General features: G+C 65.7%; 18 protein-coding genes, 1 tRNA gene, 1 pseudogene and 1 CRISPR repeat array (1 of these 21 only partly in view). Of the genes and pseudogenes, 14 read left to right on the plus strand and 6 right to left on the minus strand.

The window, feature by feature from the left end:
• Positions 1 to 4,226: direct repeats of the CRISPR family, unit length 31 nt; unit sequence GTCGCTCCCTCACGGGGGCGTGGATCGAAAC; it begins 2,034 nt to the left of the window's first position.
• Positions 4,227 to 4,335: 109 nt separating this feature from the next.
• Both EJV46_RS13210 and EJV46_RS23255 read left to right on the plus strand, forming a co-directional pair.
• Positions 4,336 to 4,785: a hypothetical protein gene (locus tag EJV46_RS13210; RefSeq protein ID WP_131549110.1), complete on the plus strand. Its 450-nt coding sequence runs from the start codon at positions 4,336 to 4,338 to the stop codon at positions 4,783 to 4,785.
• A 632-nt stretch (positions 4,786 to 5,417) separates the two neighbouring features.
• On the plus strand, positions 5,418 to 5,723 hold the full coding sequence (locus EJV46_RS23255; RefSeq protein WP_305000527.1) for a tyrosine-type recombinase/integrase: 306 nt from the start codon (positions 5,418 to 5,420) through the stop codon (positions 5,721 to 5,723).
• Positions 5,724 to 5,832: 109 nt separating this feature from the next.
• Here the strand turns inward: EJV46_RS23255 and EJV46_RS13220 are convergent, their stop codons facing one another.
• Positions 5,833 to 6,606 carry an SDR family NAD(P)-dependent oxidoreductase gene (locus EJV46_RS13220; RefSeq protein ID WP_240782541.1) on the minus strand — a complete coding sequence of 258 codons (774 nt, stop codon included), beginning with the start codon at positions 6,604 to 6,606 and terminating at the stop codon, positions 5,833 to 5,835.
• Positions 6,607 to 6,631: 25 nt separating this feature from the next.
• Positions 6,632 to 7,606: a tripartite tricarboxylate transporter substrate binding protein gene (locus EJV46_RS13225; protein ID WP_131549112.1), complete on the minus strand. Its 975-nt coding sequence runs from the start codon at positions 7,604 to 7,606 to the stop codon at positions 6,632 to 6,634.
• Between EJV46_RS13225 and EJV46_RS13230 the strand changes: the two genes are divergently transcribed.
• Both EJV46_RS13230 and EJV46_RS13235 read left to right on the plus strand, forming a co-directional pair.
• The gene (locus EJV46_RS13230; RefSeq protein WP_165585513.1) at positions 7,605 to 7,916 is read left to right on the plus strand and encodes a hypothetical protein; all 312 of its coding nucleotides are present in this window, start codon (positions 7,605 to 7,607) and stop codon (positions 7,914 to 7,916) included. The genes EJV46_RS13225 and EJV46_RS13230 overlap by 2 nt on opposite strands.
• A gap of 92 nt (positions 7,917 to 8,008) precedes the next feature.
• On the plus strand, positions 8,009 to 8,749 hold the full coding sequence (locus EJV46_RS13235) for a tyrosine-type recombinase/integrase (RefSeq protein ID WP_240782542.1): 741 nt from the start codon (positions 8,009 to 8,011) through the stop codon (positions 8,747 to 8,749).
• A gap of 117 nt (positions 8,750 to 8,866) precedes the next feature.
• On the opposite strand, the gene EJV46_RS13240 is transcribed toward EJV46_RS13235, so the two are convergent.
• The gene (locus EJV46_RS13240) at positions 8,867 to 9,766 is read right to left on the minus strand and encodes an ImmA/IrrE family metallo-endopeptidase (protein WP_131549114.1); all 900 of its coding nucleotides are present in this window, start codon (positions 9,764 to 9,766) and stop codon (positions 8,867 to 8,869) included.
• Positions 9,748 to 10,068, minus strand: a complete 321-nt coding sequence (locus EJV46_RS13245; protein ID WP_131549115.1) for a helix-turn-helix domain-containing protein — start codon at positions 10,066 to 10,068, stop codon at positions 9,748 to 9,750. Before EJV46_RS13245 ends, EJV46_RS13240 begins: the two co-directional genes overlap by 19 nt.
• A 15-nt stretch (positions 10,069 to 10,083) precedes the next feature.
• Between EJV46_RS13245 and EJV46_RS13250 the strand changes: the two genes are divergently transcribed.
• From EJV46_RS13250 to EJV46_RS23055, 10 genes and pseudogenes are all read left to right on the plus strand, one after another.
• Complete coding sequence (locus EJV46_RS13250) at positions 10,084 to 11,100, plus strand: AAA family ATPase (RefSeq protein ID WP_240782543.1); 1,017 nt, start codon at positions 10,084 to 10,086, stop codon at positions 11,098 to 11,100.
• Positions 11,097 to 11,570: a hypothetical protein gene (locus EJV46_RS13255; RefSeq protein ID WP_131549116.1), complete on the plus strand. Its 474-nt coding sequence runs from the start codon at positions 11,097 to 11,099 to the stop codon at positions 11,568 to 11,570. Before EJV46_RS13250 ends, EJV46_RS13255 begins: the two co-directional genes overlap by 4 nt.
• Entirely contained in the window at positions 11,567 to 12,064 is a 498-nt protein-coding gene (locus EJV46_RS13260; RefSeq protein ID WP_131549117.1) for an HORMA domain containing protein, read from the plus strand. Before EJV46_RS13255 ends, EJV46_RS13260 begins: the two co-directional genes overlap by 4 nt.
• Positions 12,064 to 12,972 (plus strand): CBASS oligonucleotide cyclase, encoded by a 909-nt coding sequence (locus tag EJV46_RS13265; protein ID WP_131549118.1) that lies wholly within the window; start codon positions 12,064 to 12,066, stop codon positions 12,970 to 12,972. Before EJV46_RS13260 ends, EJV46_RS13265 begins: the two co-directional genes overlap by 1 nt.
• Positions 12,973 to 12,980: 8 nt before the next feature.
• Positions 12,981 to 13,712 (plus strand): DUF6602 domain-containing protein, encoded by a 732-nt coding sequence (locus tag EJV46_RS13270; protein ID WP_131549119.1) that lies wholly within the window; start codon positions 12,981 to 12,983, stop codon positions 13,710 to 13,712.
• Between the two features lie 265 nt (positions 13,713 to 13,977).
• On the plus strand, positions 13,978 to 14,628 hold the full coding sequence (locus EJV46_RS13275; protein WP_131549120.1) for a hypothetical protein: 651 nt from the start codon (positions 13,978 to 13,980) through the stop codon (positions 14,626 to 14,628).
• Positions 14,585 to 15,076, plus strand: a complete 492-nt coding sequence (locus EJV46_RS13280; RefSeq protein ID WP_131549121.1) for a DUF2924 domain-containing protein — start codon at positions 14,585 to 14,587, stop codon at positions 15,074 to 15,076. The genes EJV46_RS13275 and EJV46_RS13280 overlap by 44 nt, the downstream gene beginning before the upstream one ends.
• A gap of 207 nt (positions 15,077 to 15,283) precedes the next feature.
• Positions 15,284 to 15,664 carry a recombinase family protein gene (locus tag EJV46_RS23050; RefSeq protein ID WP_206020800.1) on the plus strand — a complete coding sequence of 127 codons (381 nt, stop codon included), beginning with the start codon at positions 15,284 to 15,286 and terminating at the stop codon, positions 15,662 to 15,664.
• Positions 15,661 to 15,825, plus strand: a pseudogene (locus tag EJV46_RS23560) (hypothetical protein); the annotation flags it as partial. The gene EJV46_RS23050 and the pseudogene EJV46_RS23560, both read left to right, overlap by 4 nt.
• Before the next feature lie 128 nt (positions 15,826 to 15,953).
• Complete coding sequence (locus EJV46_RS23055) at positions 15,954 to 16,802, plus strand: hypothetical protein (RefSeq protein WP_206020801.1); 849 nt, start codon at positions 15,954 to 15,956, stop codon at positions 16,800 to 16,802.
• Positions 16,803 to 17,118: 316 nt separating this feature from the next.
• Here EJV46_RS23055 and EJV46_RS13295 read toward each other — a convergent pair.
• Both EJV46_RS13295 and EJV46_RS13300 read right to left on the minus strand, forming a co-directional pair.
• Positions 17,119 to 17,193, minus strand: a tRNA-Gln gene (locus tag EJV46_RS13295).
• Positions 17,184 to 18,062: a 4-(cytidine 5'-diphospho)-2-C-methyl-D-erythritol kinase gene (locus EJV46_RS13300; RefSeq protein ID WP_131549365.1), complete on the minus strand. Its 879-nt coding sequence runs from the start codon at positions 18,060 to 18,062 to the stop codon at positions 17,184 to 17,186. The genes EJV46_RS13295 and EJV46_RS13300 overlap by 10 nt, the downstream gene beginning before the upstream one ends.
• Positions 18,063 to 18,070 lie beyond the last annotated feature (8 nt).

Raw genomic sequence — 18,070 nt, forward strand, 5'->3', positions numbered from 1 at the left:
GGGGGCGTGGATCGAAACTGCGACGATTGCAGCGCAGAGGGCCCGGTCTCCAGGTCGCTCCCTCACGGGGGCGTGGATCGAAACAGCGCCATCGTGCAGACGGCAGCCGGGCCCGCAAGTCGCTCCCTCACGGGGGCGTGGATCGAAACCAGGATCTCTACTCGGCGAAAATCCTCGCCTGGCGTCGCTCCCTCACGGGGGCGTGGATCGAAACCGCATGGTGCGCCTGGTGCGCGGCGTGCCGCGCGGTCGCTCCCTCACGGGGGCGTGGATCGAAACCAGGCGGGCGGCGCAGACCGCGCCGTAGCTGGATGTCGCTCCCTCACGGGGGCGTGGATCGAAACCACGACCACCGCGACCGGGCCTGGGGAGCGGCAGGTCGCTCCCTCACGGGGGCGTGGATCGAAACGCCCTTGCGCGGACGCCCGCCTTTTCCGCCGTTGGTCGCTCCCTCACGGGGGCGTGGATCGAAACTGCGTCTCCCAGCCGGCCATCAAGCGCCTGGCCTGTCGCTCCCTCACGGGGGCGTGGATCGAAACGCAGCCGCATTCGCTGCATGTTCTGCAGATTGCCGGTCGCTCCCTCACGGGGGCGTGGATCGAAACGACGTAATGCGCGCGGAGGGGCAGCGCGCCACCGGTCGCTCCCTCACGGGGGCGTGGATCGAAACCGGGAACATAAATAGGCGAGCCAAGCGGCTGCGCGTCGCTCCCTCACGGGGGCGTGGATCGAAACGTCAATTCGGCCGATGCCAAGAGTAATGATGCCCGGTCGCTCCCTCACGGGGGCGTGGATCGAAACTTGGCGTCTCGGTCGACGGCGTGATCGGCGAGAAGTCGCTCCCTCACGGGGGCGTGGATCGAAACACTAGGCGCACGCCCAGCGCCCGGCTGAGCGTGGTCGCTCCCTCACGGGGGCGTGGATCGAAACGTCACCCGCAGCTGCCACTCGACGTAGTTGTGCAGTCGCTCCCTCACGGGGGCGTGGATCGAAACCACAGCAGCGTGATGGATGCGACGAGGCAGGCGGTCGCTCCCTCACGGGATCGAGGGCAAGGTCGCCGCGCAGAAGTCGCTCCCTCACGGGGGCGTGGATCGAAACATCGAGAACGTCCGCGAGATCCGCGGATGGGGCGTCGCTCCCTCACGGGGGCGTGGATCGAAACGTCCTCGAGCTCCGCAACATGCCCTATGCGCAGCGTCGCTCCCTCACGGGGGCGTGGATCGAAACGCGCGCGGGCGGAGCACCTCGCGGATGATCCTGGTCGCTCCCTCACGGGGGCGTGGATCGAAACCACCTGCTGAACGAGCCGGCCCGCCAGCTGCGCGTCGCTCCCTCACGGGGGCGTGGATCGAAACGGCGCGCTGACGAGCCTCGCCTACAACATCGGGACGTCGCTCCCTCACGGGGGCGTGGATCGAAACCTCGACGATGCGCTCTTCGCCCGCCCGGCGCTGCGTCGCTCCCTCACGGGGGCGTGGATCGAAACGAGGGCAATCACGAGCTCGATGACGCGGGCGGCCCGTCGCTCCCTCACGGGGGCGTGGATCGAAACACCTGGCGGCCGCAGCGCTGGTTCGAGGTGGATCGTCGCTCCCTCACGGGGGCGTGGATCGAAACACCAGATCATCGAGGTTCCGCTGAACCTGCTTGAGTCGCTCCCTCACGGGGGCGTGGATCGAAACAGGCCATACTCCAGGGCCGCCACCGTCGCGCGCGAGTCGCTCCCTCACGGGGGCGTGGATCGAAACGTCAGCCAGGTGGTGATGGACTTGACGACGCGGCGTCGCTCCCTCACGGGGGCGTGGATCGAAACTCGCAGAACACGAGGTCCACGGTCCGCCGGCCCGGGTCGCTCCCTCACGGGGGCGTGGATCGAAACAAGGCTGCGGCGGCGCCCCCAGCGCGCGCAGCACGTCGCTCCCTCACGGGGGCGTGGATCGAAACCTGGGTCGTGAGATTGACGCCGCCCGAAACAGACAGTCGCTCCCTCACGGGGGCGTGGATCGAAACGCCGGATCGGCGGGCGCCGCGTCGCCATCCCCGTGTCGCTCCCTCACGGGGGCGTGGATCCAAACTTCTCCGAGGCCCAGCTGGAGCAGCTGCGCGCTGGTCGCTCCCTCACGGGGGCGTGGATCGAAACCATGAATCCGGGCGACGGGCTCACGCCGGCCCGCGTCGCTCCCTCACGGGGGCGTGGATCGAAACCAGGATCTCTGGACGCGCATGCGCCCCCAGGTGGGTCGCTCCCTCACGGGGGCGTGGATCGAAACGAGCAGTAGGAGGCAGCGCGTGCAGACCCTCGGCAGTCGCTCCCTCACGGGGGCGTGGATCGAAACCCTGGCCGCCCGCCGAACAACCCGGACGGGACGCCGTCGCTCCCTCACGGGGGCGTGGATCGAAACTGCCGGATGGAGGCAGCGGTGTGCCGCGCGCCGTGTCGCTCCCTCACGGGGGCGTGGATCGAAACGTGGAAATCGCCGCCTGGAGCCGGCTCCGCGGCAGTCGCTCCCTCACGGGGGCGTGGATCGAAACTTCCAGGCCGGGGCGGTCATGGCTTCGATCTTCCGTCGCTCCCTCACGGGGGCGTGGATCGAAACGCAGACCTGCACGCGCGTATCGATGGGCCTTCTTCGTCGCTCCCTCACGGGGGCGTGGATCGAAACGCGGCGCCCGGAGGCTGGCGCCAATGTCGCGCTGGCCGTCGCTCCCTCGCGGGGGCGTGGATCGAAACCAGAAATTTAGACAACCCAGACCCTCCCATTATGTCGCTCCCTCGCGGGGGCGTGGATCGAAACTGCGCCTTCAGCAGGCGAGAGAGCGCGGCGTGGAGGTCGCTCCCTCGCGGGGGCGTGGATCGAAACTTGGGAAGGCCCGAGGGGTCTCCCAACATCACCGTCGCTCCCTCGCGGGGGCGTGGATCGAAACGCGAACTCCTTCCGAGGCATGAAGTCGGACACGAAGTCGCTCCCTCGCGGGGGCGTGGATCGAAACATGCGCTGCGTGGCCGGCCAGTGGTTCGACCGCAGTCGCTCCCTCGCGGGGGCGTGGATCGAAACCCGCCGCTGAAAAACAGCCGGTCCACCTCATCCTGTCGCTCCCTCGCGGGGGCGTGGATCGAAACCCTCGGTGACGCCGCGATTATCCGGGCCACCGACGTCGCTCCCTCGCGGGGGCGTGGATCGAAACAACGGCCGGGCCGGCGTCACCTTCGATGGGGTGGTCGCTCCCTCGCGGGGGCGTGGATCGAAACAGGAAGGGCGACGGCGGGTTCTGCGCGGGCTCACGTCGCTCCCTCGCGGGGGCGTGGATCGAAACTTGTCCATCTGCGATGCCGTGAGCCCAAGGCCATGTCGCTCCCTCGCGGGGGCGTGGATCGAAACACAGCCGAGTACATCGCGGCGCGGAATGCCGAGGGTCGCTCCCTCGCGGGGGCGTGGATCGAAACTCGGCCGCGATCAGGGGGGCGAGAACCGCCTGGGTCGCTCCCTCGCGGGGGCGTGGATCGAAACTCGGCCGCGATCAGGGGGTCGAGAACCGCCTGGGTCGCTCCCTCGCGGGGGCGTGGATCGAAACTCGTTGGTGATGAACCCCACGTCCTCGACCGGGGGTCGCTCCCTCGCGGGGGCGTGGATCGAAACTCGATCGGGACGGCCATCATCCTGGACAACTGGGTCGCTCCCTCGCGGGGGCGTGGATCGAAACGCGGCGCTGTAGCGATCGCCGCCGAGGCCCCGAGTCGCTCCCTCGCGGGGGCGTGGATCGAAACTCTACCCCGAGGCGATCACCGACGAGCGGGACATGTCGCTCCCTCGCGGGGGCGTGGATCGAAACCTCCAGCCTGGCGCGGCCGGCCCATTCGAGCCCCTGTCGCTCCCTCGCGGGGGCGTGGATCGAAACCTGCGAGAGGCGATGCTTGCCGAGCTCATCGGCAGTCGCTCCCTCGCGGGGGCGTGGATCGAAACCGTTCCATCTCCTCGGCCTTCACGGCGGCGTGGGGTCGCTCCCTCGCGGGGGCGTGGATCGAAACGGAATACTCACTCTGACGTAGCTGGTGACGCGCTGTCGCTCCCTCGCGGGGGCGTGGATCGAAACCACTTCACCTCGCCCACGGCCTTGTGCCGGCGCGGTCGCTCCCTCGCGGGGGCGTGGATCGAAACATGTCCGCGGTCGGGCGGATGGAGCGCCGCGCGATGTCGCTCCCTCGCGGGGGCGTGGATCGAAACTGGGGGTAGGCCGTGAACTTCCGGCTCGAAACTGTCGAATCTAAGACGGCAGCTCTCCGTGACTTGATCCAAGTCAGCAGCGCTGTAGGCCTATTAAATGGGGTGTTTTTTGCTTCTCGATGAGCTTGAGAAGCAGGATGGAGTGCTGAGCGCCACGGCAGTCGTCAGATATCTGTCGGCCATCCGCGCAATAATTGATGCTCTTCCAAAGCACATCTTTATGATGATCGCCGTGACGCCCGATGCCTTGCGACGGTATTCGACGGCGTCGCCGGCATTTAGAAGCCGGTTGGAAAATAGGATCGAGCTTCATCCGCTCACTGAACTGGACGAGGCTATTGGCCTAGCGAAATTCTATCTGGACGAGGCGCGTCGAAACGCATCCAGCGTATCGGGCGTGGCCGGCAACCGAGACCTCGTAACAGACAAAGAAATCTCGGAGATTTTCAACGCGGCCCTAGAGAGGGCGAGACGCAGCGGCGACGAGGGCCTCCGGCACCGGCAGTTCCTCCATTTGCTTCACACGAAAGCTGAAGAGCGAATCCAGGCCCTCAGCTAGAGCCTTCTTCGTTCGCAAGGGCTCGGTACGAGGGCTCCAGCCATTTGTTTTCCGAGCATCTTTACCCGATCAGACGATTCCGTCTGATCGGGCGATGCTCGCGTCACGCGGATCCTGACGGGGTGCCGCAATAGAGCAGTGGTCTCCCGGTACAGGATCTGAAGAAGCATACCGCGGAAGCGTCCCTCAGATGGCAAGCCCGGATAACTCGTGTCCGAAAGCTGCCATTCCGAGTTCGGCCAGCGGCAGCAGGTCGTCCGAGAGCACATTTCTCCTCCGGGCTATTTCGGCCCGGAGAATGATCAGATGGGACGTTCAGAATTTGACCCGGCAAATCGCGAGAGCGAGCCTGGAATGCCCGGCGTATCGTCGGTGCAAAACGAGCACTCAAGCCGCAGCAGGTGTGGGCCATTCGCTTTTGGCTCGATCGAGAATGTCGACTTCGGGATCGTGCGCTGTTCGACTTCGCGGTGGACAGCAAGCTGAGAGGATGCGACGTGGTGAAGGTCCGCATTGGTGACCTCGTTAGCGGCGGCCGGATCCGCACGCGGGCAACTGTGGTCCAATAGAAGACCGGCCGCCCCGTTCAATTCGAGATCCTCGAACCGGCTCGGACGACCCTCCTTGCCTGGCTGGAACGTCGGGGCGGCACGCTGGACGACTATGCGTTCCCCAGCCGCATCAACCACGCGGCGCACATGAGCACCCGGCAGTATGCCCGGCTGGTGGATGAGTGGGTCACTGGAATTGGCCTGCACCGCGAGGACTATGGAACGCATTCGCTGCGGCGAACCAAGGCGTCCATTATCTACAAGGCGACCGGCAACTTGCGTGCTGTCCAGATCCTGCTTTGTCACAGCAAGATCGAGAGCACGGTCCGATACCTTGGAGTGGATATTGAGGACGCCCTTCATCTCACGGAGTGCACAGAGCTCTGAGCGGCGGGCTGGCTGCCGACCCTTAGGATTTATGTAGTTTCGGGGCCAGCTTCAGCTGCGACGGTGCGCCCATTTCGGTCATCCCGGAAAATAAGCCGGCGCGCCGTAATCAACCAGTGGAAGCCGTCAAACCACCATCGACGACGAGTTCCGTTGCGGTCACGTATTTTGCCTCGTCAGAAGCAAGGAACAGCGCGGCATGGGCCACGTCCCATCCCTCGCCCATCTGGCCGATGGGAACGGCGGCGTTGCGCTTCGCCACGAACCCCTCCAGGTCGCCGCTCGCAAATTGCTCGGCGAGCTTGGCCACCAGCGGCGTGTACATGAGACCTGGCAGCACGCAGTTCATGCGGATGCCGCGTGGAGCATAGGTAATGGCGGTGGTCTTGCTGAAATGGATCAGCCCCGCCTTGGCCGCCGAATAGGCCGCCTGGGGCTTGCCCGTGTAGCGAATGCCCGCCGTGGAAGCGATGCTGACCACGACTCCTTTTCCCTGCTTCTGCATGATCGGCAGCACCGCGTGGCAGCAGAGGAATGCGCTTTTGAGGTTGACGGCGAGCTGGGCGTCCCACAGCGCCTCGTCCATCTCACCGGGGATGGCGGGTTCGGACTTGCCGACATTGTTCACCAGCACGTCGATGCGGCCGAAGCGTGCCATGCAGGCCTCGACCAGCCGCGCCACCTCGGCGGAATCCGTGACGTCGCCCGTCGCGATCTCGCAGGTGCCGCCCTCGTCTTGGATGATCGCCTGCGTCTCGCGCGCCGCCGCCTCGTTGATGTCCACGCCGAAGATGCGCGCCCCTTGGCGCGCAAAGAGCACCGCGATCGACTTGCCATTGCCCCAGCCGGGGCCGACCGAGCCGCAGCCGGTCAGGAAGACCACCTTGTCCGTCAGCTTGAACATGCGCTCACTCGATCCCGATGTTCGCGGCGCGGATGACGGGGCCCCAGAGCGCCGCCTCCTCCGCGATGAAGCGCGTCGCGCGTTCGGGCGTGGAATCCGTCACGGGCACAAAGGCGATCGCCTCCAGCGCGCGAGCAATCTCGGGCGTGGACATCGCAGCGCGAGCGGCAGCGGCCAGGCGCTCCAGCCGGTCCGGCGGCGTGCCGGGCGGGGCGGCCAGGTAGTTGGCGATGCGGGTCACGACGTCGAGGCCGCTCTCGCGCGCGGTCGGCACATCGGGCACCACCGCTGCGCGCTGCTCGCCGAGGACGGAGATGATCCGCAGCCTTCCCTCGCGGTGCTGCGGCAGCAGCGTCGTGAAGGCGTCCACGGCGAAGGCGATCGTGCCGGAGAGAAGATCCTGGGTCAACGGCCCCGAGCCTCGGTAGGGCACGTGCACCACATCAAGGTCGCCTACCCGCATCCGCAGCAACTCCGTCGAGAGGTGCGGGGCGCCGCCGATGCCCGAGCTGCCATAGCTGATCCGGCCCGGCTGAGCGCGGATCAGCGCAATCAACTCGGCCAAGCTGTTCACGCCAAGCCGTGGGTGGACCGCCAGGGCAAGCGGCGTGATGCCGAGGATGGCGATGTGTGAAAACCCCGTCACGGGATCGAAGGGCGGCACGCGACGTGTGAGTGGGCCGGTGATCCCGGCCGTCGGGCTTTGAAAGATCAACGTGTACCCGTCCGGTCGGGCGCGATGCACCTCGGCCGAGCCGATGAGACCGCCCGCCCCGCCGCGATTGTCGACAACAACGGCTTGGCCGAGGGCCTGCCCGAAGGGCTCGGCAAACATGCGCCCAAAAATGTCCGTGTTTCCACCTGGCGGGAAAGCCACCACCATGCGGATGCTGGAATTGGGGAAAGGCGCTTGCGCATAGGCGGGGGCGGCTAGCAGTCCAAGGCCGGCAGCAGTGCGCAGGATCTGGCGCTTTTTCATGGCTTTTTCCTCTTCACCCTCTCACTGGGGCAAAGATAGCCAACGTCGCGCGGCCGGGGCTGTCAATGTGACGGTGCGGCGGCCCAGTGGATTGCCTTCAGGTTCTATGCATGCCACAGCGCGCAGCTATTGGGAGAAGAATCGTCGCACGCTCAACGTGATCGCGCGCAAGAGCGGGTTCGTCACCGGTGCGGCCGCCATGACCGGCTACCACTCCGTCGAGCCGCATGCCGGCATCGCCGCGACATCGACTTCGGCACAGGGGCTTTTTGACACGGTCACAGGCTGGATCGTCGCCAACGGCTACTAACCGCGAAGTTGGCTCGATTCCAGATCCGGAAGGTCGCTGAGATTGGCGAACGCTCGGGGACCGAGCGAGCGCGGCGCGGATAAGCGCCTGCTTTGGAGCGGTTCTATCCTGAAAGCTGCCGGTCCGCTGTCGGCCAGCCGCAGCAGGTTGTCCGAGAGCGCATTTCTCATCCGGGCTATCTCGGCCCGGAGGATAATCAGATGGGACATTCGAAATTTGACCCGGCAAGTCGCGAGCGGCGAGCCTGGAACGCTGGGCGGATCGTCGGTGCAAAACGAGCACTCAAGCCGCAGCAGGTGTGGGCCATTCGCTTTTGGCTCAATCGAGAACGTCGACTTCGGGATCGTGCGCTGTTCGACTTCGCCATCGACAGCAAGCTGCATGGCTGTGACGTGGTGAAGGTGCGTGTCGGTAATCTCGTCAGCGGCGGTCACGTCCGATCACGAGCGACAGTCGTGCAGCAGAAGACTGGACGTCCTGTTCAGTTTGAGCTGCTCGAGCCGGCTCGGACGACCATCCTGGCGTGGTTGGAGCAGCGTGGCGGCGCGCTCGATGACTACGCCTTCCCCAGCCGGATTGACCATTCGGCTCACTTGAGCACCAGGCAATACGCTCGGCTGGTGGATGAGTGGGTCGCTGGGATTGGGCTTCGCCCGGAGGGTTACTGTACGCACTCCCTGCGACGCACGAAGGCCTCGATCATCTACAAAGCGACGGGCAACCTGCGTGCGGTTCAGATCCTACTGGGCCACATCAAAATCGAAAGCACGGTCCGTTACCTGGGTGTCGACATCGAGGACGCCCTTCATCTCGCGGAGAGCACCGAGGTGTAACGGCAACGCCGGCTTCCTTCCGCGATCTTGGAAGCCGGTTCATGAGCCAACGCTGCAAGCAACCGTCCTTACATATTCGACAGGGCAATTTACGGTGGGTCGTGATCCGTAATCTTCTCAGTCGACGAAACCTTGGCTCACTTCTACTGCCCAAGGCCGCCGAGGAGCATCGTCCGGGTAGATAAGTAGAGAAATCGCCATGTCGTGATATTCGGAGAAAAGGACCGATTCAAAGACCGGTTCCTGCACCGACCAGATCCCCTCGTGCAGCATTTTCCCTGTTGCGGCTTCGGCTGACGTATCCTGCAAAGCGGCGAGTGAGGCATCGGGGAGAGGCGTCGTTTCCTGCTTCGCGCGGAAATACACACCCGACTTTAACAGCGGTTCACTCGAGCGCGACCAGTCGATAAAGCCATAGCGGCTGATCACGATCATCGCGCGCTTCGACGTCGTGTCGAGCCACTTGAGGATGGCCGCCGTGAGCGACACCGCATAGTGGTCCTTCACCCTCTCGAAATCCGCCACGCTGGGCCGGCGTAGCCCGTCCGTCTGCTGTCGGAAGTCGTCCAGCGGCATGAGGAGGAAGGATGCGAACTCGTTAGCTTCGGCTTCCATGCGCCCGTAAGCCGAGTCCCATGTCCAGAGATCGCGTCTCGCGCAATAGATCGGATCGCCGCTGAGCTGGCGGTGGAGGAGGTAATGCCCCAGCTCGTGTGCGAGCGTGAAGTTGATGCGGCCGGGCGAGGAGATCGCCGAATTGTAGAAGATGCCCCATTCGCCCGAGCCTCCTGGCTTCGGCATCAAGGCGCCTTCAAAATTCTTGCTGAGGGGCCGGCCATCAACCGCGGTAATCGCCGCGCCAGGATAGACATTCGCGGTGAAATCCCGAGCAATCTCAGATACCTTCACCGGGAAACGTGCCAATCCATGAATATCGTTGGCAATCTTGATGATCTGTGAGAGGCGGACGGCCCAGCCCTTGGCAGTTGTCGGCAGCCTTATTTCTTTTTGCCCCATGCGTCGATCATATCCTGGATGCGCTTTTTGTCATCATCATCGAGGCGATTGAACTTTCTGAAGAACGCCTCTTTGACGTGGCTGTCATCCATGTCGGCCTTCTCGTCGAGCAGATAACCCGTCGTAACCTGCAGAACTTCCGCTATTTTGGTAAGCTTTTCAGCGGACGGCTTTCTCTCGTCGCGGTTCTCGAGCTCCCACAGGTAGCTCTTGCTGGAACCGGATAACCGGGCGAGGTCATCGAGCGAATAACCCAGTTTCTTTCGATGCTCGCGAAGCTTGTCTTTCAGGCTGGACGCCATTTTCCCCTGGAATCAATGCGTTATGCTCGTTCGACAATATCGAATGAAATCGGCCTTGACAAGCGATATCGCGTTCATGTTCGATATACCGAACGAATTTATGCGTCATATGGAGGCAGCATGAGCAAGCGGGAATTGGGAATCGACGAAAAGCCGAAGGGCATCCAGGCCATCCGCGCGCTGCCGGACAAGGCGCTGGGCGCGCTGTGGGATTCTATCATCATCGAGAAGAGCCTGAAGGATCAGCTCCTCTCCCAGGCGGTCCTGAACTTCACGCTCCGGAGCAAGGTGCCGCGGACGGTCGTCCCGCTGCATGGCGTGATCATGCTCACCGGCGTGCCCGGCACCGGCAAGACGTCCCTGGCCCGCGGGCTCGCCCACCGCGTCGCGACCGCCTTTCCGGGCGGGCGGTTCCGGCTCCTCGAAGTCGAGCCGCATTCGCTCGCCAGCGCCGCCCACGGCAAGACGCAGCGCGCGGTCACGGACCTCTTCGCCTCGGCAATCGCCGAGGCTGCGCTCGCCGATCCCGTGATCGTCCTGCTCGATGAAGTGGAGACGCTGGCGGCAGATCGGGCGAAGCTCAGCATGGACGCGAACCCCGTCGATGTGCACCGCGCCACCGACGCCGTGCTCGTGCAGCTCGATGCCCTGGCCGAGGCGCACCAGAACCTGCTCTTCGTCGCCACCAGCAACTTCCCGCAGGCGGTCGACAGCGCGTTCCTGTCGCGCTGCGATCTCATCCTGGAGGTCCCGCTCCCGGGGCGGGAAGCCTGCGCCGACATCCTGAAGGATTGCCTCACCGGGTTGGGTCGCGCCTATCCCGCCATCGGCAAGCTGGCGCTCGCCCCCGAGCTCGCGGCCGTGGCGGAGGCCTGCGTCGGCCTCGACGGCCGCGCGATCCGCAAGATGGTCGCCAACGCGCTGGCCGCGAATCCCGACATCGCGATGAACCCGGAGCGCGTGACGATGGACAACATCCTCGCCGCCGCGCGGGCCGCGCGCGCGGCTCGGGTCAAGGGGGCCGGCGCATGACCACCGTCGCCAGCCGCTCCTTCCGCAGCACGCCCTCCCGCGACGCCTTGGCGACCTGGTCCGCCATCGTCGACCTCCTGACGCGCGGCAACGCGGGCACCGCCCGCACGGAGCTGCTGGCGGTCGCGGGCATCGCCTCCAGCATCATCGCGGATCAGGCTCCGCGCGACGCCGCCATCATCGTGACCTGCGACGGCCCTCGCACCCGCATCTACTGCCTCTATGACGACGACGCGCTCGATGGCGCTGATGCGAAGGAGGACCGGCTGGGGTTCGATCCGCTCGCGGGCAGCTGGGCGGTGTCCTTGCCCTGCCTAGCGGACGACCTGTCCTGGGTGCAGGCGGCGCTCACGAAGCACAGCACCCGCATCACGGCGCGCGACGCCTCCGCTGCCACCGCGGAGGCCACGTCCAGCGCTGCAAAGGCTCAGGCCCTCATCCTAGATCCCAAGGGGTTCCTCGAATCATGACGCTAGTCGCCGTCAATCTCTTCACCCATTCCGTCACCTACCTCGCGGACAACATCCTCAAGAGCTTCAAGGACATCATCCGGCTCAGCGGCCTCGACCCGAGCAAGCTGGTCAATGACTGGGAAGTCTACATGCGCGCGCTCAAGGTCTGGCTGGAAACGCAGGATCTCGAGCGCGCGGTGCTGGAAGTGTATGACCCGCGCAACAACACGCTGATCGTCCGCTGGGATATCGACGTCATCTACAGCTGGACGGGTGACGGCAGCTTCTGGACCGACACCGAACAGCTCAAATACGCCATCCGGAAGGCCGGCGTCGCGCCCGGTCACGCGAGCTATGACATCCTCCTCAAGACGAAGCCCGGCCGGCCCGATGTGCCCGGCTGGGGAGCTGGCAGCTATCGCCCGACCGACGGATTTGTGCGGCACAGCCTCGGTTCGACCATCGATCACTATGGCCTGGGCGGCCACGCCGCGTACTGGAGGAAGAGCTGATGCTGACCATCGACGAAGCCTTCCGGAAGTTCAAAAGCCGCATCGAGCTCAACGACAGGGAGCAGAGCAACGCCTCCGCGCGGCAGAACGAGGTGCGCGAATATCTCGACACGAAGTTCAAGATCGAGACCAGCTTCCTGACCGGCTCCTACCGGCGGCACACCAAGACGAAGCCGCTCAAGGACATCGATATCTTTTTCGTGCTGAAGGACTCCGAGCGCGCCTATCGCGACAAGGCGCCTTCGGTCGTGATCGATGATTTCTACAACGCGCTGGTCGAGAAGTATGGCGCCAAGGCCGTGCGCAAGCAGAGCCGCTCGGTCAACGTGGATTTCGGCATCGTGGTCGATGCCGACGACAACACCGACTACCGGGTGTTGAGCATCGACGCCGTGCCAGCCTTCGCCGCGGGCGACGATTACGAAATTCCCGACACCGACACGGGCAAGTGGATCAAGACCAATCCGAAGATCCACGCTGACAAGGCCACCGCGGCGCATCAGGCCTATTCCAATGAGTGGAAGGGCCTCGTGCGCATGGTGAAGTACTGGAACAACAATACGCGGCACGGCGCGGACAAGCCGGTCAAGCCGTCCTTCCTCATCGAGGTGATGGCGCTGGAGTGCCTCTACGGCGGCTGGCAGGGCCGCTTCGACTACGAGATCCAGGCCCTTTTCGCGACGCTCGCCGACCGCATCTTCGACACCTGGCTCGATCCGGCAGGTCTGGGTCCGCCCATCAGCAACGGCATGGACAACGCCCGCAAGCAGCGCGCACGCGATCTTCTGACGGCAGCGAGCCGCGAGGCCTCGGAGGCGATCCATCTTGCCCGGCAGGGACGCAAGGGCGACGCGCTGCGCGCATGGCGCGCGTTATTCGGCCCGAAATTTCCTGGTCCCTGGACCTGAGGTGTCACATGTCGTCATGGTCGTTATCGCAGCTTCTGGCTTCCCTGCATCAGGACATCGAGACCAAGCTCGAGATCGTCCGGAAGTCCATTCACCATCCGGGATCGAAGGGCGACGCGAGCGAGGACGTCTGGATCGAGATGCTCAACGAGTATCTCCCCAAGCGCTATCAGACGGCCAAGGCATTCGTCGTGGACACGCGCGGCAACTTCAGCCACCAGATCGACGTCGTCGTATTTGACCGCCAGTATTCGTCCTTCATCTTCAAATTTCAGGGTCAGACAGTCATTCCAGCCGAGAGCGTCTACGCCGTCTTCGAGGCCAAGCAGACCCTGAATGCGGATCTGGTGGCCTATGCGCAGGAGAAAGTGGAAAGCGTCCGGCGCTTGCATCGCACCAGCATACCCATTCCGCACGCGGGCGGCGTGTACCCGCCCAAGCCGCCGATCCATATCCTCGGCGGCATGCTGACCTTCGGCAGCGACTGGACGCCGGCGCTCGGGCCGGCCCTTGGCCGCGCCCTTCGCGATGGCACAGAAGACCGTCAGCTCGATATCGGCTGCGTCGCATCTCACGGCCACTTCTTCCGGGAGGCGAGTTCAAGCTCCTACCACTACGGTATCGAGACCAAGCCCGCGACTGCCTTTCTGTTCAAGATGATCTCACGACTTCAGTTTAGCGGTACCGTCCCGATGATCGACGTCGACGCATATGCCGAGTGGTTAGTTGAAAGGGCGTAGACCACACTCTCTGCGAATCGGCAGATTTTTAGTTGATATTGCTGAAAACTGACGTTCCGCTTTCGGCCAACCGCCGCCATAGATCAGGCTCCTTCGCCTCCTTCGCGCGGCAGCATGGATATTCCGCTCGACTTCTCCCCGGCAGGAAGCATTTGTGCTGACGCGCCGCGGGCAAGAGGACCTGCGAGAGCAAACCCGGCAAGTCCCGGGCTTCGGGTGGTGGGAGCGCCGCATAGGGCGATGCTCCACACAAGGAACTATCCCGATGCCCACCACCAAGACCCTCACCGTCGCCCAGCTTCTGATTCTCACCACCGCCGCGCAGCGACCCGACCACATGGTCCTCCCCCTGCCGCCGACGATCCGCGCTCGCGGTGGCGCCCAGCGCAACCTGCTGGGCGCCTTGCTCAAGATGGAGCTCGCCACGGAGACGCCAGTCGATGACGCGAGCACCGCCTGGCGAACCGACGAGGCTGGCCAGCACCAGGGCCTCCGTCTCACCGTGGCCGGCCTCGCCGCTGCGGGCGCCTCCGCCGATGCGCCGGCCGATGCGACGGATCCCGGCGTCGACACCAGCAAGAGGGAGGTCGCGGCTTCGACAGGAGACGACGCTGCCGTGGTCCAAGAGCTCGCCCCTGAGCAGGGCACGCAGAACGCTCTGCCCCGCCAGCCGACCGGCAAGCTGGGGGAGGTGTTGCAGGCCATCTCAGCAGAGGCCGGTGCGACGCTTGTTGAGATCACTGCGCGGCTGGCTGCCACACACCACCCGCGCCGCTGTCACCGGCCTGCGCAAGCGAGGCTTCGACGTGACCCTCGTCCATCAGAGCGGCCGCAAGGCCTACTGCCTGACGGTGGCTGGCTGAGGAGCGGAAATGCCCCGACCGCGCAGGTCAGGCTCCGGCCTGCCCGTTGGTGAATCGCCTGCCGCCGCCCGGCGACAGGAGTGGGAGCGCCTACATGGCATGCGGGCACCCGCCGCGCTGAGTCCGGACTTCCTGCAGCGGGACATCGCCTATCGCTTGCAGGCAGACCAGCACGGCGCGCTCAGCGCCGATGCTCGCCGGCGGCTGGTCGCCCTAGCCAATGGAGGTCCAGCCAGGGCACGAGAGCCGCTGATCTCGACGCTGCGGATCAAGCCCGGTTCAACCCTCCTGCGGGAGTGGCACGGCAGGACCTACACCGTGCTGGCTCTGGAAGAGGGCTTCGAGATGGCCGGACAGCGCTTTGCCTCCCTCTCGGAGATCGCGCGCCACATCACCGGCGCCCACTGGTCTGGTCCGAGGTTCTTCGGCCTCCGGCGGGGAGGTGGAACGACGGGTTCTGCTCCTGCTCGTCAGCAGATCGAGGGGACAAGGGATGCGTAGCCGCCGGGGCTCGGCTCAGCCTGTAGCCAGGACTGGCCTGCGCTGCGCCATCTACACTCGAAAATCCTCCGAGGAGGGGCTGGAGCAAGAGTTTAACTCCCTCGACGCCCAGAGGGAGACCTGCGAGGCCTACATTCGCAGCCAGCGGCACGAAGGATGGACTGCGCTTCCCAACCGCTACGACGACGGCGGCCTCTCCGGGGCAACATGAACCGCCTGGCGTTGCAGCGCCTCCTCGCCGATGTCGCCTCGGGCCGGGTCGATCTTGTCGTCGTCTATAAGGTCGACCGCCTGACCCGTTCGCTCTCCGACTTCGCCAAGATCGTGGATGTGCTGGATGGCCATGGCGCGTCGTTCGTGTCGGTCACCCAGCAGTTCAACACGACCACCAGCATGGGCCGGCTGACGCTGAACATGCTGTTGTCCTTTGCCCAATTCGAGCGGGAGGTCACCGGCGAGCGCATTCGCGACAAGATCGCCGCCTCCAAGCGCAAGGGGATGTGGATGGGTGGATCGGTCCCCCTAGGCTACGAGGTCAAGGACCGCAAGCTGGTGGTCCACCCGGCCGAGGCGGAGCGCGTGCGGTGATCTATCGAGCGTATCTCGACCTCGGCTCGGTCCGACTGCTGCTGCAGCAACTCGCCGAGACGGGCATCGTGGGCAAGGGCGGCCGTCCGCTCGCCCGTGGCGCCCTGTCCACCTGCTGCAGAAGCGGGTCTACCGAGGCGAGGTGGCCCACCGGGGGGAATGTCTATCCCGGGGAGCACGAGGCGATCGTCGATGCGGAACTGTGGGAGGCGGTGCAGCGGGGTTGGCTGAGAGCCGGGCTGATCGCCGTCTGGGCGCCAATGCCAGCCACCCGAGCCTGCTGGCAGGAATGCTCACCGACCCCTCTGGGGAGCCGATGGTACCGACGCATGCGAACAAGGCGGCGCGTCGGTATCGCTACTATGTCTCGAGCGGGCTTATTACCGGCACGCGGGACGAGCATGCCGACGCGTTGCGGATCCCGGCCGCGGCGCTGGAGCGGGTGGTGGTCGGGCGGATCACTCGCCTTCTGTCCGATGGGCCGGAGCTGCTGCGCGCGCTGCGATCCGCTGGGGCGCCACCCACGGAGGCGGTGCAGGAGCTGACAATACTCGAAGCCGCGCAGAAGTTGGCGCGCCGCTGGCACCAGCAGGGTCATGCTGCGCAGCGAGCGATCCTGCTCGAGCTCCAGGCCAAGATGTCTGTGCAGCGGCAGGAGATCACGATCGATCTCGCGTCGCAGGGATTGCTCGCACTCCTATCGAGCAGCAGCCAGCGCGCTACCAACGACAGCGGCAGTGCCCGCGGCTATGGGAACGACGGGCATCTCTCGTGCATCACCATCACCGAGCCGGTGGCCCTGCGTCGCGCCGGTCGAGAGATGGCGCTACTCGTGGGTTCGACCGTCGCCGCGGATCGGTCGGACCCGTCGCTGGTACGACTGGTTGCGAAGGCCTGGGCGCTGCGCGAGGCGCTCGTATCGAGCATCGCGCCGAGCCTGACGGCCGTCGCCGCGGAGCAGGGCATCTCGCAATCCTATGCGACGCGGCTGGTTCGTTTTTCCTGGCGGGCGCCAGATATCCTCCAGGCCATCCTCGGGGGTTGCCAGCCAGCGAACCTGACGGCATCGCGGCTCATGCGGGACACCCGCATTCCCACCGACTGGCAGGAACAGCGCCGGGCGCTCGGGTTCGTCTGAGCGGGGACGCGGCCGGCTGCAGCAGCCTGCGCAGCCGCTCGCCCGCGTTCGATCCCTCCAAAGCACCTCGAACGAACGAGGCCCTGCGCAGAGCGCGGCCGGCCACACACCACGGTCCGGACCGAGCATCTGACCCCATCCGTACATGCCGAAACGGCCAGGAGATACAGAAACGGCATTCGGCCCGCTGAACCGGCCGATCCAGCGTCTCTCAGGTACGAGTGGTCCGAGGCCCTCGCGTGTGTGGCCCGAAAGGCGGGGCTTTCGCGGGCGAGGGGCCGAGAACCGGAAAAACGTCTGCGTCAGGCTGACTGCATGGTTGGGGTGCTAGGATTCGAACCTAGGAATGACGGTACCAAAAACCGTTGCCTTACCACTTGGCTACACCCCAGCGGTGACCGGATGTAGCGAGGCCGCCCCACCGCCGTAAAGCCCCCCGCCCGCCGTCCACCAGGCCACGGGCAGGGATCGTGCCGCGGCCTCGGCTTCCCCGGGCGTGGCGAAGAGGCCGAAGCAGGTCGCGCCCGAGCCGCTCATGCGCGCCAGAAGGCAGCGCGGCTGGGCCCGCAGGGCGGCCAGCACCTCGGCGATGGCCGGACAGAGGGAAAGGGCCGGCGCCTCCAGGTCGTTGGCGAGGCGGCCGAGATCCGCCGCCATCGCTGCCGCGTCCGGCCAGGAGGCCGGCAGCGCCGCCGGCGGCGAGAAGTCGCCCTGGCGCGCCCGGAACACCGCCGGCGTCGCCAGCGGCAGGCGCGGGTTCACCAGCAGCAGCCCGCATCTGGGCAGTTGCGGCGCGGGCCGGATCAGCTCGCCGACCCCTTGCATGACGGCGGGCCGCGAGGCCACGCAGACGGGAATATCCGCGCCCAGCGGCGCCGCGAGCGCCGCCAGCGCCGCCTCGTCGCGCCCGCTGCGCCAGAGCCGGTTCAGCAGCCGCAGCGCCGCCGCGGCATCGGCCGAGCCGCCGCCGATGCCCGAGGCCACCGGCAGGCGCTTCGTCAGCCGCAGCGCCGCGCCCTTGGCCGTCCCTTCAGGCGCCAGCGCCCTGGCCGCGCGCAGCACGAGGTTGTCGGGCTCCGCCGCGAGCGTCGCGCCGAAGGGGCCGTCCAGCGTCAGCGTCAGCGCTTCCGCCGGCTCCGCGGCAAGGGTGTCCGCCGCCGGCCCGAAGACCGCCAGGCTGTCCAGGAGGTGATATCCGTCCGCCCGCCGCCCCGTGACGTGCAGGTACAGGTTCACCTTCGCGGGCGCGTGCTCCAGCATCACGGGGC

This window comes from Roseococcus sp. SYP-B2431 (genome assembly GCF_004336745.1).
Taxonomy (GTDB): domain Bacteria; phylum Pseudomonadota; class Alphaproteobacteria; order Acetobacterales; family Acetobacteraceae; genus Roseococcus.

Coding starts and splice junctions, on each gene's coding strand:
- EJV46_RS13230 (WP_165585513.1), top strand. CDS start 7,605: ATGGCTTTTTCCTCTTCACCCTCTCACTGGGGCAAAGATAGCCAACGT.
- EJV46_RS13225 (WP_131549112.1), bottom strand. CDS start 7,606: ATGAAAAAGCGCCAGATCCTGCGCACTGCTGCCGGCCTTGGACTGCTA.
- EJV46_RS13240 (WP_131549114.1), bottom strand. CDS start 9,766: ATGGGGCAAAAAGAAATAAGGCTGCCGACAACTGCCAAGGGCTGGGCC.
- EJV46_RS13245 (WP_131549115.1), bottom strand. CDS start 10,068: ATGGCGTCCAGCCTGAAAGACAAGCTTCGCGAGCATCGAAAGAAACTG.
- EJV46_RS13250 (WP_240782543.1), top strand. CDS start 10,084: ATGCGTTATGCTCGTTCGACAATATCGAATGAAATCGGCCTTGACAAG.
- EJV46_RS13255 (WP_131549116.1), top strand. CDS start 11,097: ATGACCACCGTCGCCAGCCGCTCCTTCCGCAGCACGCCCTCCCGCGAC.
- EJV46_RS13260 (WP_131549117.1), top strand. CDS start 11,567: ATGACGCTAGTCGCCGTCAATCTCTTCACCCATTCCGTCACCTACCTC.
- EJV46_RS13265 (WP_131549118.1), top strand. CDS start 12,064: ATGCTGACCATCGACGAAGCCTTCCGGAAGTTCAAAAGCCGCATCGAG.
- EJV46_RS13270 (WP_131549119.1), top strand. CDS start 12,981: ATGTCGTCATGGTCGTTATCGCAGCTTCTGGCTTCCCTGCATCAGGAC.
- EJV46_RS13275 (WP_131549120.1), top strand. CDS start 13,978: ATGCCCACCACCAAGACCCTCACCGTCGCCCAGCTTCTGATTCTCACC.
- EJV46_RS13280 (WP_131549121.1), top strand. CDS start 14,585: ATGCCCCGACCGCGCAGGTCAGGCTCCGGCCTGCCCGTTGGTGAATCG.
- EJV46_RS23050 (WP_206020800.1), top strand. CDS start 15,284: ATGAACCGCCTGGCGTTGCAGCGCCTCCTCGCCGATGTCGCCTCGGGC.
- EJV46_RS23055 (WP_206020801.1), top strand. CDS start 15,954: ATGCTCACCGACCCCTCTGGGGAGCCGATGGTACCGACGCATGCGAAC.
- EJV46_RS13300 (WP_131549365.1), bottom strand. CDS start 18,062: ATGCTGGAGCACGCGCCCGCGAAGGTGAACCTGTACCTGCACGTCACG.